The sequence below is a fragment of the Desulfopila sp. IMCC35008 genome, from assembly GCF_010646885.2.
In the GTDB taxonomy this organism is placed as follows: Bacteria; Desulfobacterota; Desulfobulbia; order Desulfobulbales; family Desulfocapsaceae; genus Desulfopila.
In genome coordinates this window covers 3,409,983-3,425,830 of sequence record NZ_CP050700.1, presented here as the reverse complement: position 1 = coordinate 3,425,830, position 15,848 = coordinate 3,409,983, and the positions used below count along the sequence as shown (strand labels likewise).

The window sequence follows — 15,848 nt, the reverse complement described above, 5'->3', positions numbered from 1 at the left end:
TATTCATATCTATTTGATATGGTACCGCAATAAAATGAGGAGAAGCGAAACGAAGATAGGCCGTTTATTAAAAGTATTTTAAGCAAAAGATTAAAAAGGTCCTGTACTTTTGGCCACCCATTACTATATCTATAGGTGGTTTTGCAAATGCGGTCCTGCGCCGCCGATTACTTATGGGTACCTCGAAAATTTGCCAATCTGCTCAACTTTGTTGTTGCACTCAAAATTATATCCACGGAATATCAGCTGTATACCTGTGGTTACGTTTTTGGATGCGCCTAGAGTTTGAACGATTTACCTGATTTTTCAAGGCACCCTCATATTGTAAGAATTGGAAGGGGAATGGAGCTTCAAGTCGCTGTCAGTGAGATGATGAGTCAGTTTGCCGAACTGCTGCCGTTTGGTTATGCATTTGGTGCCGGCATGGTTTCCGCAGTCAACCCGTGTGGTTTTTTTCTGTTGCCCGTCTACATGTCCCTCTACCTTGGTGCGGAAGAGAGTGATTTTCAGGAGCACTCCCTCTTTTCGCGAATTGTAAAGGCAGGCTGGATAGCCGTTGTCGTAACAGCCGGTTTCGGCTTGCTGTTTGTTCTCGTTGGCTCTGTTGTCTCCGCAGGCGGATATTTCCTCATGGGTATTGTTCCATGGTTTGCCGTGGTGGTTGGGGTGTTGCTTACCGCTCTTGGTATCTGGTTATTGCTCGGGCACACGCTGTCTTTTCCTCTCATCGCTCATCTTGCCAACAAGATGGGGGATCCACGCGACATTTCCACGGGTGGCTTTTTCCTGTTTGGAGTGACCTTTGCCATCACCTCTTTAGGATGTACCTTGCCCATTTTTCTTGCCGTGGTCGGGAGTGCAGTAACCACAGGCGATGTGCTGAACGGGCTGGCCCGGTTTGTCAGTTATATCCTCGGCACCGGTTTTGTCCTTTTTGTTCTCATCCTGGGGATTGCCCTGGTCAAGAAACGGCTTGTTGTCGGTACGATTAAGCGGCTGGTTCCTTATGTGCACAAAATATCAGCCATATTCCTATTGACAGCAGGGGTGTACATTCTTTATTACTGGCTGTCCAGTGGCCTTCTGCTGGGTTCCTGAACCCGGTAATACTTTCCTCTTTTTCGTCAACGGAGTTAGTAATGTTACATCGCGGGGTTGTTGCCGCAGTGTTTGCGTATGTCCTGTGGGGACTTCTTCCCGTGTTTTGGAAGAGTCTGGCTGCGGTGGTTCCCTATGAGATCCTGTGTCACCGGATGGTTTGGTCACTGCTGTTTACCATCGGCCTCATCATGGTAATGGGTCGGTTGCGTTCACTCCACGAGGCTTTTTCAAACCTGAAAAATGTGGCTGTATTTCTGCCAGCAGCCTCGCTTCTGGGGGTTAACTGGCTGCTCTATATCTGGGCGGTCAATAATGGTCATGTGATTGAAGCGAGTCTGGGCTATTTCATTAACCCGCTCATTACCGTGCTATTTGGCATGTTTTTTTTAAAGGAGCGACTAAGGGCAGGTCAGTTAGCCGCACTTCTGGTGGCTCTGTGTGGTGTTGTCTACCTGACTGTCTGGTACGGGCAGTTCCCATGGGTTGCTCTGTCCCTTGCCTGTACTTTTGCACTCTACGGGCTGTTGCATAAGAAGACCTCTGTTCCTGCGCTTGAAGGCTTGAGCCTGGAAACGATGGTATTGTTTGTGCCTGCACTGGTGGTCCTCATTTATAAGGAGAAGGCAGGAACTGGGTCCTTCGGACATGTGGATGCAGAGTTGACACTACTCCTGATAGCAACGGGTGTGGTAACTTCACTACCCCTGCTGTTTTTTGGGTACGCGGCCCAGAACATCCCACTTTCGCTTCTTGGGCTGCTTCAATATATAGCTCCATCTATAAACCTGGTGCTCGGGATACTTCTTTATGGGGAACCGTTCCCATTTGTCAGGATGTTCGGTTTTCTACTGATATGGATAGCCTTGCTCTTGTATGTTGGGGAGGGAATGGTGCAGCGGGCCCGGCAGAAGGAGGCCCTTAGGCATTAAATGACCGGTTCTTTATCGTCCTGTTCTTCTTTTGGGGGCATATAGGGTAACAGAATAATAAAGGTTGTGCCCATGCCCGGTGTGGAATCAACCTGGAGATCTCCGTGGTGGTTTTCCTTGATGATAAACGAGGAGACGGAAAGACCGAGTCCGGTCCCTTTCTCTTTGGACTTGGTGGTGAAAAAGGGTTGGAATATTTTCTTTTGCAGGTTTGTTGACATACCCGGGCCGTTGTCTTCGATTTCCAGCCTGGCTCTGTTGTGTTCCTTTATAAGGCGCAGGGTGAATGAGGGTTCTTGGGTTCCTGCATCCTGCATTGCCTCTGCCCCGTTCTTGAGGATATTAAAGATTACCTGCTGAATCTTGCTGGAACTGCAGTAGACTTTTGGGAGTGAGTCATCAAAATCTTTCCTGATGTCTATGGCGTCGAATCTACACATGTTTCGAAGTGTGTAATCCTTTTTGGCGAAAGCAAGTGTTTTGTTTACGATATCGATGAGGGAAGTATACTCAAACTCACCAATCGACTTCTTACTGTACGAGAGCATATCATCGACAATGACTCCCGCGCGCAAAGCAGACTCGTGAATATCGCTGAGCATCCTTGCCAGTTCACGTTCCTTTGCATAGGCATGGATATGTTCAAGTGTTGTCCCGGCTTTTGAAGCGGCTTCCAGGTTGGCCTTGTTGTCGTCCGCAAGGCGGCTGGTGATGACCTGGGTGCCAAGTGCGATAGTGGACAGGGGGCTCCTGATCTCATGGGCGATACCGGCTGAGACACCGCCTAAAGAAAGCATCTTGTCTGTTTGGGATATCAGTTCCTGGGTTTTCTTGTATTCAGTGAGATCAACGCAAGAACCTTCAAAATAAAGGAATTTGCCCTGCTCATCATGGACGCTGTGAAGGGTTTCCAGCACCTCTATTTCCGACCCGTCCCTACACTTTAAGGTGATTTCCTGTTTTACCCATTGCTCTTTCTCGCACCTGCTGAGAAGTTTGAGACGGTCCTCCGGCGACGGGTAGAATTGGGTGCGAATATCAGTGTAATAATCCATCATCTCTTGCGGAGATGAACATTTCATCATATGCGCAAGGGCCGGGTTGACCTGGATGAATGTGCCTTGGGCCGTTGATTGGTAGAGTCCTTCCTGGGTATTATTAAAGATATCCCGGAAATTCTTTTCACTCTGCCTGAGTTTTTTCTCCGCCCGTTTCCTGCGATGGATGTTGATGGAGAGGATAGTAATAACAACAATCAGTGAACTTGTTACCAGTGCGGCCCCGATGAGTACCTTTTTATGTTGTTTCAGAAAATTTGGGGGAAGGTTGAAAACCTGGGACTCTGTCGGTAATCTGGACAACGCAATATTATGTTTTTTTAGTTGTTCGTAATCGAACATAAACATGTTGGGACTCGATGTTACACGGGGGATTTGTGCAAGAGGAGTCCCGTTGAGTGAGGAGAGGGCGAGGCTTGCAACTGCTAATCCCTGCTGCTTGCCGCTGGTGAGTTTTCCGCCAACAATACCGAGACCGAAATTGAAATCCCAGGCACCGAACATGGGCCGATTGGCCTGGCGCGAGAGTAATCGCATGGTCTGGTCATACTCAAAGGTCATGCCATTTTTGTCACGGAAGAAAAAGGTATAGAAAATCACGCTATTTTCAGGGAGGCTGGATATCTTGGTGATAAGATCCGCCATAGCGATGTCTTCAAGGAAGGTAAACTCCACTGAATTCTGAAACCCGCTGATAGCCTGTTCAATCTCTTTATGAACACGGCGGCCCGTAACAGTGGTGTCGTTGATGATAAAAATCTGCCGGGTTTCCGGCAGGGTATCGAGAATAACCTGAATGGTTGCGGAGATATCCGCTTTTTCTGTTACGCCGTAAAAATTATCCAGCCCCTTGAGGGCTTCTTCCTCAAGGTAGTTCGTGCCGCAAAAAAAGATAGGGGTACCTGGATACAGGGTACTTCCGAACTCTTTTAGAAAAATGAAGGCTGTATCGTCTGTGGCAATAATCAGGTCTATCGGGGTTTCAATATACTTCTGTCCCAGCCAGAGGGCTGCTTGATAGTATCTCTTGTCTGAATAATACCTTTTCATATCGAGGTATTCGACATGCAATGATATCTCGTTTTCTTCAGGTGACAAGCCTTCCAGAATCCCACGGTAGGTGTCGTCGGTCCATTTATAGCCGACGTGGTATGAGTGGATGATGAGGACGTTGCGTTGCAACGATCCGTGTGCATCGTGTGGAACAGACAGGAAAATCCAAGGCAGCAACAGAAACAGCGGTAAAGTAGTGGTGACTATTGATGACAGGATTCGTGTAAATGATATCATAGGTAAGTTGTATCAAACAGGTTCTCTATCTACAAGGTAACCTCTACCGATTTAACTGTTTTTGCTGTTTTCGGACCTTTTTGCTGCGGTACATTTCTCTGTCAGCCTGTTCAAGCAGTTCTTCAGGGGAGAGTGGCTGGTGTGGGTTTAGTTCGCTGAAACCACAACTTAAGCCTGTTTCCCAGTCCGGGTGTCTCGTTTTAGACAGAGTCTGCAAGCTTGCCTCTGCGGGAACAAATATGCGCCCCTTTTTCGAGCGTACAGTTTGGGAGCAGGGCGATAAACTCGTCGCCTCCCATACGGCAGAGAAGGTCGTTGGCTCTGATCTTTTGTCTGATAGCCTCGACGGCCAGCAAGATGTATTCATCGCCTGCCTTGTGGCCATATGAATCATTAATTGTTTTCAGGTTGTCCAGGTCAAAATAGCAGAGTATGAGGGAATGTTTATTTTCTATTGCAATATCAACAAAGCGTTTGATATTTGATGAAAAAATTCCCTGTTTTTGGTGCCGGTTAAGGGATCGAGTTCGACTCGTACCGCCAATTTGTTATGGTTGTGGTGTTGGCGCATAATTCGTGTGGCCTGAATGAGCACAATAAGAAGCAACAGACCGAAAATTACGAGGACGAGGTAGATGAGTTTCCGGTATTGTTCTAAAAAAGTGAGCTGCCTGTTGAGGATGTGTACATTGTTGGGAAGTTTATCAGTATCGACTCCGAAATGATGTGCTATATTATGATCAATGGTTGGAATAACCGGGCTTGTTTCAACGACCGGTAATGTTGAGATGGTGTTGCCGGTAAGAGTTGCTATTCCGAGCTTTCCAGCTGTTTGACCCTGGTCAAATCCTCCGGTTATGACACCACCAATGATCCCGTTGCCCAGGTAGAAATCCCAGAACCCCAGGACCGGGCGGGCTGAACTCCTGGTAATGAGTTGGGCACTTTCACTGAAACTGAAGCGATAATTGTCCTTGTCCATGGTAAACGACATAAGCAGGACCAGGCTGTTTTCATCAAGGCGTGCAACCTCGCTTTGGACCTGTTGCATCGACTTGTCCTCGCTGAAGGTAAGTTTAAGTTCCTCAGGCAATTGAGACCTTATGTTTTCAAACCGTAGCTTGTTTGCCTTGCCTGTTGTTGTGTTGTCGTTGACGATGTAGAGCAAGCGTGTATTCGGGAAAAGCTGCAACCCGAGTTCGATGGTACCAAGCATATCCTAGGATTCTATGACGCCCGTCATATTACCACCACGAAATTGCTGTGGATTTTGCAGGTAATTAACACCACAGAAGACGACCGGCGTGTCGGGAAACAGGGTGTCCTTTAAGGTCCTGACCATATTGTAGGCATTGTCATCGGAGGTGATAATCAGGTCAAGCCTCCTTTGCTCATACTTATGTTTTAACAGGTTGAGTACTGCGTTAAGGAATCGTTTATCCGTGTGCCGCTTGGTATCCATATACTCGGTGTAGGTGTTAATCGGCACAGGTGAGTTTGCAAATGAGGAGACGATGCCTCCATAATATTTCGTTGGCCCCGTCTTTTACTATTGGTACGTCAGCGGGGGTAGTACCCTGCAGGATCTTTTTGCCGATTTCAGCTGCTGTTTCCCCTTGCAGATACCCGGAAGTCATGACTCCGCCGATTATTCCATGATTGAAATAGAAGTCCCATACGGCATAAATAGGTACTCCGGAGGCCTCACTCAACAAAGATGCCGTGTAGTGCGGGTCGTAATAATCACCTGTATTATCGATAGAATAGGAGAGGAGTAGGACCATCGTGTCGTTATCAAGGGTGGCGATCTTCTCACTCAGTTCTTCAAGAGGATCGTCACTAAGGAACGTGACTGAGAATTGAGATCGCAGTTCCGGCATGATGGTGGCGAACCGCCCGCTAATATATTTGCCGGTAACGGTATTGTCGTTAATCACCACAATATTCTTGAGCCCGGGCTGGAGTTGTCGTGCCAGCTCAATTGTCCTTGAGATGTCGGTAAATTCGAGTACACCTGTCATATTCGGGTTGACGGCTTGGTCTGTCAGGCTGGTATCAAGCGTGTTGGCACCACTGAAGACAACTGGAGTATCAGGGAAAAGTGATGCGCCATAAGATTGCAGGAATTCGATTGAGTGATCGTCACAGGCAAATATCAGATCGAAGGTCTGTTCCTTGAATTTTTCACGGTAGAAGAGAGTCAGTATGTCCAGGTATTCCTTGGAGCTTTTACGTTTAGTATCCATATACTCCACCCGGATATCCGCTGTGGGAAAAGAAAGCAGCATGGTTGATTCGATGGAGCGAACTGTTTGATCTGCCCAGCTATATCCTTTGTGGTAGGAATTCAATATTAATATTTTGGGAAAAACATCAGCACGGTTGCAGGAGGCGGAGAAAACAGTACCGCTGAGGATTACAAGGACAAAGAGTGCGAGTCGATGTATTACTATAGTGTTGTCATAAAAAATGAATTGCACCGGAAAGTGTAGTTTTTCCGGTGCATAAAAATGGCTGGGTCCTGACGATAGCGTACTGTCAGATCTTAAAACTGTCTACAATGCTTTTCAGCTCTTCGGCCAGCTTTTGCAGATCACTGCTTGAGCTGTGGACACCTCGGCTACTCGAAGAGATATCCTCTGATGCACTGCTAACCTTGGTAATGTCCCGGGTGATTGAATCAGCTACGACTGTCACCTGGCTGACATTCTCATTTACCTCAGTCAGCCCAAGGGCCGCCTGGTTAATGTTGTTGGCAATCTCTTCGGTTGCTGTGGATTGCTCTCCAACAGCGGTGGATATGGTGGAGACGATTTCATTGACACTGTTGATAACGTTGGTGATCTCCTGAATCTCAGAGACAGTCGTGGTGGTGGTCGATTGCACGTCGTCTATCTGTTTCTTGATATCAAGCGTTGCTTCCGCTGTCTGCTTGGCCAGTTCCTTGATTTCGTTGGCAACAACAGCAAACCCTTTACCCGCCTCACCAGCACGTGCTGCCTCGATAGTTGCGTTTAAGGCCAGCAGGTTGGTCTGTTCCGATATTTCAGTAATGGTCTCTGTGACCTTACTTATAGCATCAGCAGAGGCTCCCAGTTCTTCCATCCGGATGGAGGTTTGAGCCGCTTGTTTGACAGCCTTTTCCGATATCGAGTGGGCATTTTCGGAGTTGGAGGCTATCTCGTTGATGGTGGCTGTCATCTCCTCGGCAGCGCTGGCCACCATGGAAGTGTTGGTTGTCGATTGTTCCATGGCAGAAGCCACATTATTCATATTGACACTCATTTCCTCAGCCGCAGAGGCAACATTGTCGGAGAGGTCGGACGTTTGCTCGGCATTCTCAGAGAGGGTCTGGGCTATGGTCGAGAGGCTGGTCGCTTCACCACCTACAGCGATGGTGTTTCGGGAGATCCTGCCGATCATATCCTGCAGTTTTTCCAGGAAGATATTAAACCATCCAGCAAGTTCTGCGATTTCATCCTTTGCCTTGATTTCGATTCGCTTGGTCAGGTCACCTTCTCCTTCAGCGATATCCTGGAAACTGAGTACCATCGATTTTAGGTTGCCGACAATCCCGACAACGATAACCAGGCAGAGGGTGATGATTCCCGCGAAAATGATACCTGAAGAGATAAGCATCCAGATGATGCTCTTTTTCACCTGACGGCCGATGTCACTGCTCATCTCCGCTTTGTATGCATCAATATTATCAAGGTAGACGCCGGTACCGAGCCACATCTGCGTGCCGGGAATCATTTCAGCATAACTGACTTTTGGGGTATCGTTCGTGCCGGGCTTGGGCCAGATGTACTCAACGAATCCCCCCCCGCCTTGGGCGGCATCTCGTAATTCGCGGATAACATAAACACCGTTTTTGTCTTTGGTGTCTTTGAGATCCTTTCCGTGAAGTGATTTCTTGACCGGCATGGCAACATTAGTGGTATCTTCATACACAAAAAAGTAACCGGATTTGTCCTGCTCATAGATAATGCCATCTACGAGCTTTCGGATGATCTCTACCTGTTGTTCCTTATCGGTTATGCCCTCAAGAGCATGTCCCACAGCCAGGGCCATGGCATGTGAGGAGACCTGTACTTTCGCCTTCTGATCTTCCAGCATGATCGTTCCAGCTTTGCTAATTCCCAAATCACGGGCATCAGTACCATTTTTCACGGCGTAATAGAGCATGACCAGAAACAGGACGAGAATCGCCATGATAATGAGGTACATTCGCTGTTTTACGGTAAACCTGTTCAACATAAAGTCCTCCTTGTAGCAAACCCCGATTACTTCCCCTGGCAAACGTATTCCGGGTCGTTACAGTTGTGGCAGGACGGGCCCCCATGCCCGTTCCATGTGTGTTAATAAACCAGAAATAAAGGCCTCTTACAGTTCCCTTATTTAAAGTATAGAGGCGCAATACCACAATGTGAAATAAATTATTGGTAAAGTTTCACGCTTTCTTCATTTTTACGCGAAAAGAATATAATGAACGGTATGTTAACTGATTTGGGAAAAGAAAAAAGGCGCTGCCAAATGGCAACGCCTATGGGAGGTGGTACTTATTGACCCTTACTTAGATTTTAAAGCTCTCAACCACGCTTTTCAGTTGATTTGCAAGTTTTTGCAGATCACTACTAGAGGTATTGACCTGACCGCTGCTGGTGGTGATATCTACGGCAGCACTATTAACCATGGCAATATCCTGGGTGATCGTTCCCGCAACTACTGTCACCTGGCTTACATTTTCGTTTACCTCGGAAAGGCCCATGGCTGCTTGATTGATGTTGTTTGCGATCTCTTCAGTTGCGGTTGACTGTTCACCGACGGCGGTTGAGATGGTTGCAACGATCTCATTGACGCTGTTGATGACGTTACTGATCTCCTGGATCTCGCCGACAGTAGTGGTAGTGGTGGACTGAACCTCGTCGATCTGTTTCTTGATATCGAGGGTGGCCTCTGCCGTCTGCTTTGCAAGTTCCTTAATCTCGTTGGCTACAACTGCAAAACCTTTACCTGCGTCACCGGCCCGGGCGGCCTCAATGGTGGCATTGAGTGCAAGAAGATTGGTCTGCTCTGAGATTTCAGTAATAGTTTCGGTAACCTTGCTGATGGCATCCGCTGAAGCGCCCAGTTCAGCCATGCGTACGGAGGTTTTCTCGGCCTGGCTGACAGCTGTTTCAGAGATCGTATGGGCCTGTTCTGCGTTGGCGGCAATCTCGTTGATGGTCGCGGTCATTTCTTCTGCAGCGCTGGCCACCATGGAGGTGTTCGTGGTTGACTCTTCCATGGCTGCGGCGACATTGTTCATGTTCACGCTCATCTCTTCGGCAGCTGAAGCGACACTTTCAGACAAAGAGGTTGTCTGATTTGCATTCTGGTCCAGCCTGGCGGAGATTTCAGAGAGGCTGTTTGACTCCCTGTCAACATCGGCGGTGTTGCGGGCGATGATACCAATCATATCCTGAAGTTTTGTAAGAAAGGTGTTGAACCAGCCGGCCAATTCTGCGATTTCATCCTTAGCCTTGATCTCGATCCTCTTGGTGAGATCACCCTCACCCTCGGCAATATCCTGGAAGCTGACAATCATGGATTTGAGGTTGCCGACTATTCCAATTACAATGACCAGGCAAAGAGTAATGATACCACCGAAGATCAAACCGGCGGTAATAACCATGGTAATAATAGATGTTCCAACCTGGCTCGAGATATCTTCTTCCATCTTGGCCTGGTAAGTCTCGATATTATCAAGGTATACACCTGTGCCTATCCACATTTTCGTTCCGGGGATAAACTCGGCATAACCGAGTTTGGGAACGTCTCCGGCCCCCGGTTTCGGCCAGATGTAGGTAACGAAGCCGCCACCTTTCTCAGCCGCATCAAGAAGCTCTCTTACCAGGTAGACGCCGTTCTTATCTTTCGTATCTTTCAGGTCTTTGCCCTGAACTTCCTTTTTGGGTGGGAGTGCGACACAGGTCGTGTTTTCGTAGACGAAAAAATAGCCTGATTTGTCGTCTTCAAAGCGTATTTCATCTATCAGTTTCCGGATGGTTTCAACCTTCTGATCGTGATCTTCTATATCCGAAATTGCATTACCAACTGTGAGGGCCACCGAATGAGAGGCGATTTGAATTTTTGCCTTCTGGTCAGCGAGCATTACCTCGCCTGTTTTGGCGATACCCATGTCCCTGGCCTTGTTGCTGTTTTGTATGGCGAAGTAGGTCATTACCAGAAAGAGTGCCAGGATTGCAGCTATAATAAGATACATCCTTTGTTTGACTGTGAATCTATTGAGCATAAAATTCCCCTATAAATTTAGGATACTGGGTGGTAGATATTTGATGGGTCGCGGTCTATGGGTACGGATCAGCGCATCTATTATATGTTGGCAATTCAAAGAAATGAAATAAATTTTTAGTAAACAATTTGGAATCTCAACAGATTCATCTCTTTAGCCTGTTGAAAAAAGAATTTCTTTAAACGTGTTGTAACTAATGGCCAGCCTTGAGCTTGTCACTGTTTGTGGTGAAAGATTATCCAGTGTTTAAGAGCTGGTAAAGGATATATGTTTAACTTTATATAGGTACTGAAAAACAACTATGGATTGTGTAAAATGCCTTGTGAGTACAGGTTGTATAATTTGAAAAACAGGTAGAATAATTTGGTGGTAACGATGGAGTATCAATACCTGCAATTGGCAAATGATCTTGAGTTGAAAATTCGATCCGGAAATTACAGGGCGGGAGAGAAGCTACCGTCTCTCAGGACCCAGCGATTACGGACGGGGCGTTCAATTTCGACAGTGTACCAGGCATACAATGAACTGGAAGATCGTGGTGTTGTTGAGGTCCGGGAGAAATCCGGCTTCTATGTCAAACCACTTTTAGATAAGGTGCTGCCGCGGCCATTGAGTGACCGGAGAACCATCGAACCTCTGAAGGTAACGACGAATACCCATGCCATGATTTTGCAGGAGTATATCAATAACCCGGAGATGTTGCCTTTGGGTACTGCCATCCCGGCTCCGGAGTTGCTGCCACTCAAGCAGCTTGGTCGTGAACTGCGCCAGGCGGCAGCAGGATATACAACAGGGGCGATGATAGGGTATGGACATCCCACAGGAGTCCCGGAACTTCGAAGTGAGCTAGCCAAAAGATCGGTCGGCTATTTTTCGAAGGAGCGGGGAGAAGAACTCATTGTGACCGATGGCTGTCTTGCGGCCATCGACCTCTGTTTACGGGCAATAGCAGGGGAGGGAGACGTCATCCTTATTGAGTCACCCACTTTTCTGTGTTACCTGCAACTGATCGAAGACCTGAAAATGCGGGCGCTTGAAATTCCGGTTGATCCGGATAGTGGTTTTGATCTGGATATGGTCGAAAAAGCACTTGATGAACACGATGTAAAAGGGGCGCTGGTTAACGGCAATTTTCATAATCCACTTGGTTACGTGCTGCAGACGAAAATGAAAGAGCGACTGGTGGAGATGCTCGGCAAGCGTGAAATACCGCTTATCGAAGATGACATCTACGGTGATCTTCATTTTAGTGAGACCAGGCCGGTACCGTTGAAATCATTCGATACCAAAGGGTTGGTCCTGTACTGCTCCTCGTTTACCAAATCCCTTGCTCCTGATCTGCGAATCGGCTGGACCATGCCGGGACGTTTCAAGGAGCGAATCAAGCGGATCAAATTTAATCGTTCTGTAGCCTGTTCCCAACTGAATCAGGTGGTTGCTGCACGATTCCTGGCTAGTGGGGCCCACGACCGGCACCTGCGCAGAATGAGAAATTCATTGAAGAAACAAGCAGCCAACCTGGTAATGGGGATTGCCCGCTATTTCCCGCCAGGAACACGGGTGTCCTCTCCCAAAGGTGGCCTGACGCTCTGGGTTGAGCTCGATAAGCGGGTCGATGGGCTGAAACTCTTTGATCGTGCCGCAAAAGAGAATATCGCTATTATTCCCGGCTCTCTTTGCACCGTAACCGGCAGGTACAACCATTGCCTCCGCCTCAATTTCGGCTATCCGTGGGATGATCGAATGGAACATGGAATAGAGAGGCTTGGCCATCTCATCGACGAGATGATTGCTGAGAATAGTGGCTGATAATCGCATTATTTCTCTGTTTTAAAAGGATCATCTTCTTCTGATAACACTTTTATTATCAGCGTAAAGAGGATAATCCGCAGCGACCTTTTACCTTAACCCTTCAGCCGCTATTAAAATATGGTCCAATTAACACAGATCCTGCTTATTGTCTTTCCCGTTTTCCTCGTTATTGGCCTTGGGTTTGCGCTCCAACGGACCAACCTCTTCAGCAGGGACTTTACCGTCCAGCTCAACAGACTCATTTTCTACGTGGCCTTGCCAGCCCTGCTGTTTCATAAGATCAGTTCGGCTAATTTCACCACCAGTTTCAATGGTCAGTTGCTGTTTGGTTTGCTGGTCTCAATGGCGGTTGTTTTTCTCGCGAGTTATCTGTATGGATTGATTCGGGGATATCCTGCTCCTCGGCTCGGTGCCTTTTGCCAGGCCTCTTTTCGCAGTAACGCTGCATATATAGGTGTTGCCATTGTTTTCAGTGCTTATGGGGAGGAGGGGCTGGCGGTAGCCGGTATCATTATTGGTTTTTTTATACCGATGCTTAATTTTCTCTCGGTTGTGGCGTTATTGTTACCACAGAGGAATGGGGATACAAAACCGACGGCCGGAATCTGGCTGCAGCAGTTGGGGCTGAATCCCCTCATTCTTGCCTGCCTGGCAGGAATATCCTGGAGTTTGCTTGAATTGCCAAAGCCAACGATTATGGACCGGACCCTGGACATTGTCACCGGCATGGCCCTGCCATTAGCTCTTCTCTCTATCGGAGCCTCTTTTTCAATGGATCGCCTGAAAGGAGATATCAAAGTAGTGGCAATGGCATCACTGTTCAAAATTGTGGTGATGCCCTTTGTTGCAGTGGTTCTCTTGAAGATGTTCGGTCTTCGGGGACAGGATCTGGGAATAGGGTTTATTCTTGCCGGGGCGCCAACTGCCGCAGCCGCCTTTGTTATGGCCCAGCAACTCAACAATGATGCTGAGTTGTCCGGTTCCATAATCATGGTTTCGACGCTTTTCTCACTTGTTACCTACACCGGCGGCTTGTATCTTCTGTCATTTTTGCAGTTGTAGGCCAGCTGCTGACTATTTCTTTTCAGACTGGCGATAGCGTCGTTCCCTCTCGGCAGTATCCTGTCGGTAATAGGCGGCAAGTACATTGTAAAGTTCCGGAATTTCTTTTTGCAGCCTCAGGGGACGGTCGAAAAAGAGCTCTGTGGCAACCGCGAAAAATTCAGCTTCGTGGATGGCCCCATATGGATCGAGGACACTTTTTCTGCCATTCTCTACAGCCTTTTTAAGCTGCAGAAATTCGCGGGTGAATATTTTCACCCAGTCCTGAAAGAGTTTCCTGTTGTACAATTCCGGGGTACCGTCTGCCGAGCCATCTCGCATATCGAGGATGTGGGCGAACTCATGGTACACCACGTTATGCCCGTGTTCCGGGTGGCGGGCTCCGTTGATGACAGCATCCCACACCAGGATAACAGGGCCGCGCATGGAGGCCAGGCCAAGGATCTGTTGGTTGTCGGGTACGATAGTGGGAGTTGAATCGAAAAACGATTGTCGCAATCTGGGCAGTGTCACTGTGGTCGGATAGACAAGAACAGACTCAAGCTCATGATATTGAAAAGAGGGTAACCCTAATACAAGCAGGCAGGCCTGGGCGGAAATAACGACCTTGATTTCATCTGTCACCTCAAGCCCGCCGCATCCTTCAAAGTTTTTTTCGGCAATAAAAAATTGTATCAGTTGTTCCAGTTGCGTTCTTTCTTGCTGGTCAAGGAAGGAATAATGGGTAACTGCTTCATTTAGAATTGTGCGCCAAAGGGTGGGGAATGGTTTACTGAGGAGCTTCCTGCGGCGTCTTTTCCTGAACCAGGTAAACATTTGGCACCATTTAAGTAATAATGATAGACTGCAATGTGTAAACGTTTCAGCAACTGCTCTTACCATATTGAAGTAATAAAATCCTGAATGTTTTTATGGCGCTGCGTTTTTCCCTTGAGTTGGATGAGTATCTGTTTTACATCAGAATATGTTTCAGGATAGCTTTACTAGAGTTGATGAAACTTTGTTTCAAAATCTACCTGGGAGCGTGTCTGAGAAAACCCTTTTAGCCCATTTCGTTGTTATTTGTAAAAATATAATGCATGGAATATCAGTCATATGGCTGTGCATAGTTTTCTGCAAATGCCTCGAACCGGACCCAAATGGTAATTCTCCGACACACTCCTGGATAATCTTAGGAGTGTGTATATGGCCCATGTTGAGTTGAAAGGGGTGGTGAAGAGGTTCGGCACAACTGAGGTTGTGCACGGTGTCGATCTTGAGATCACCGATAACGAATTTATTGTTCTTGTTGGGCCTTCTGGCTGCGGTAAGTCCACTATCCTGAGGATGATAGCCGGACTGGAATCGGTAAGTGGAGGGGAGATCCATATTAACGGAAGACCGGTTAATGAGGTTGACCCGAAGGATCGAAACGTGGCTATGGTCTTCCAGAATTATGCCCTCTACCCTCACATGACTGTTTATGAGAACATGGCATTTAGCCTCAGGATGGCGCGAGCTTCCCGGGATGAAATAGAAAAGAAGGTGCAGGATGCTGCGGCAATACTGGAGTTGACCCCCTATCTGCAACGAAAACCGGCGGAATTATCCGGTGGCCAGAGGCAGCGTGTAGCTATGGGGCGGGCCATCGTCAGACAACCTGCTGTCTTCCTGTTTGATGAGCCGCTTTCCAACCTTGATGCCCAACTGCGGACCCAGATGCGCATGGAGCTTAAAAAGCTCCATTTAAAAATGCAGACCACCACTATCTATGTGACTCATGATCAAGTGGAAGCCATGACCCTGGCAGACCGTATTGTTATCCTGAAAGACGGATATATCCAGCAGGTAGGCACTCCCATTGAGGTCTTTGAGGAACCAGTCAACAGGTTTGTCGGCGGATTTATCGGTAATCCGCCCATCAATATTGTGGACGGGGTTATCAGTTCTACAGAAGGCGCTGTAAGCGTTAGGTTTGGTGAGATAGAATTGCCACTTCTCAATCCTCCGCAATTAGCAGAAGAGACCCAAGTGCTTGTGGGGATACGCCCTGACGCGATAAAGGGTGGTAATAACCTGAACATGTTGAGTTCAGAGTGGAGAATTACAGGGGAGGTACTGGTGGCAGAAATTTTGGGAGGGCAATCACTCATTGAATTTACGGCGGGAGGCAACACTATGGTTGCCGAACTGGAAGGGCGCATTCGTATTCGGCCCGGTGAGAAGGTTGAATTGGCAATAGATGCGGAGAGGTTGTTGTTTTTTGATCCGCAGACAGAGGAAGCCGTTTATTAGTATGTTGAGGCAAGTTGCAGTAAG

At 47.7% G+C, this 15,848-nt stretch carries 13 protein-coding genes; 5 read left to right on the top strand and 8 right to left on the bottom strand.

Going from position 1 to position 15,848, the window contains the following annotated elements:
• Nucleotides 1-342: 342 nt before the first annotated feature.
• Nucleotides 343-1,098 carry a cytochrome c biogenesis CcdA family protein gene (locus GA520_RS14940; protein ID WP_163340205.1) on the top strand — a complete coding sequence of 252 codons (756 nt, stop codon included), beginning with the start codon at nt 343-345 and terminating at the stop codon, nt 1,096-1,098.
• Nucleotides 1,099-1,139: 41 nt separating this feature from the next.
• A complete protein-coding gene (rarD, locus tag GA520_RS14935; protein ID WP_163340204.1) occupies nt 1,140-2,030 on the top strand; it encodes an EamA family transporter RarD in 891 nt (296 codons plus the stop codon).
• On the opposite strand, the gene GA520_RS14930 is transcribed toward rarD, so the two are convergent.
• The 7 genes from GA520_RS14930 to GA520_RS14900 form a co-directional block, all read right to left on the bottom strand.
• Entirely contained in the window at nt 2,027-4,378 is a 2,352-nt protein-coding gene (locus tag GA520_RS14930) for an ATP-binding protein (protein ID WP_163340203.1), read from the bottom strand. The two genes, rarD and GA520_RS14930, sit on opposite strands and share 4 nt — an antisense overlap.
• A gap of 200 nt (nt 4,379-4,578) precedes the next feature.
• On the bottom strand, nt 4,579-4,833 hold the full coding sequence (locus GA520_RS14925; RefSeq protein ID WP_240910255.1) for a GGDEF domain-containing protein: 255 nt from the start codon (nt 4,831-4,833) through the stop codon (nt 4,579-4,581).
• Nucleotides 4,830-5,594, bottom strand: coding sequence for a hypothetical protein (locus tag GA520_RS14920; protein ID WP_163340202.1), 765 nt, complete (start codon nt 5,592-5,594; stop codon nt 4,830-4,832). Before GA520_RS14920 ends, GA520_RS14925 begins: the two co-directional genes overlap by 4 nt.
• 3 nt (nt 5,595-5,597) lie before the next feature.
• Entirely contained in the window at nt 5,598-5,867 is a 270-nt protein-coding gene (locus tag GA520_RS14915; protein ID WP_163340201.1) for a hypothetical protein, read from the bottom strand.
• Nucleotides 5,857-6,858 carry an ABC transporter substrate-binding protein gene (locus tag GA520_RS14910; protein WP_163340200.1) on the bottom strand — a complete coding sequence of 334 codons (1,002 nt, stop codon included), beginning with the start codon at nt 6,856-6,858 and terminating at the stop codon, nt 5,857-5,859. Before GA520_RS14910 ends, GA520_RS14915 begins: the two co-directional genes overlap by 11 nt.
• Before the next feature lie 58 nt (nt 6,859-6,916).
• The gene (locus GA520_RS14905; protein ID WP_163340199.1) at nt 6,917-8,638 is read right to left on the bottom strand and encodes a methyl-accepting chemotaxis protein; all 1,722 of its coding nucleotides are present in this window, start codon (nt 8,636-8,638) and stop codon (nt 6,917-6,919) included.
• 316 nt (nt 8,639-8,954) lie between these two features.
• Nucleotides 8,955-10,676 carry a methyl-accepting chemotaxis protein gene (locus tag GA520_RS14900; protein WP_163340198.1) on the bottom strand — a complete coding sequence of 574 codons (1,722 nt, stop codon included), beginning with the start codon at nt 10,674-10,676 and terminating at the stop codon, nt 8,955-8,957.
• Nucleotides 10,677-11,051: 375 nt separating this feature from the next.
• On the opposite strand from GA520_RS14900, the gene GA520_RS14895 reads away from it, so the two are divergent.
• Both GA520_RS14895 and GA520_RS14890 read left to right on the top strand, forming a co-directional pair.
• Nucleotides 11,052-12,485: a PLP-dependent aminotransferase family protein gene (locus GA520_RS14895; protein WP_163340197.1), complete on the top strand. Its 1,434-nt coding sequence runs from the start codon at nt 11,052-11,054 to the stop codon at nt 12,483-12,485.
• Between the two features lie 120 nt (nt 12,486-12,605).
• Nucleotides 12,606-13,550 (top strand): AEC family transporter, encoded by a 945-nt coding sequence (locus GA520_RS14890; protein WP_163340196.1) that lies wholly within the window; start codon nt 12,606-12,608, stop codon nt 13,548-13,550.
• A 12-nt stretch (nt 13,551-13,562) separates the two neighbouring features.
• Here GA520_RS14890 and GA520_RS14885 read toward each other — a convergent pair whose 3' ends face one another.
• Nucleotides 13,563-14,366 (bottom strand): zinc-dependent peptidase, encoded by an 804-nt coding sequence (locus GA520_RS14885; protein ID WP_163340195.1) that lies wholly within the window; start codon nt 14,364-14,366, stop codon nt 13,563-13,565.
• Nucleotides 14,367-14,735: 369 nt separating this feature from the next.
• Here GA520_RS14885 and GA520_RS14880 point away from each other — a divergent pair, with 369 nt between their 5' ends.
• Entirely contained in the window at nt 14,736-15,824 is a 1,089-nt protein-coding gene (locus GA520_RS14880) for an ABC transporter ATP-binding protein (protein WP_163340194.1), read from the top strand.
• Nucleotides 15,825-15,848: the final 24 nt, after the last annotated feature.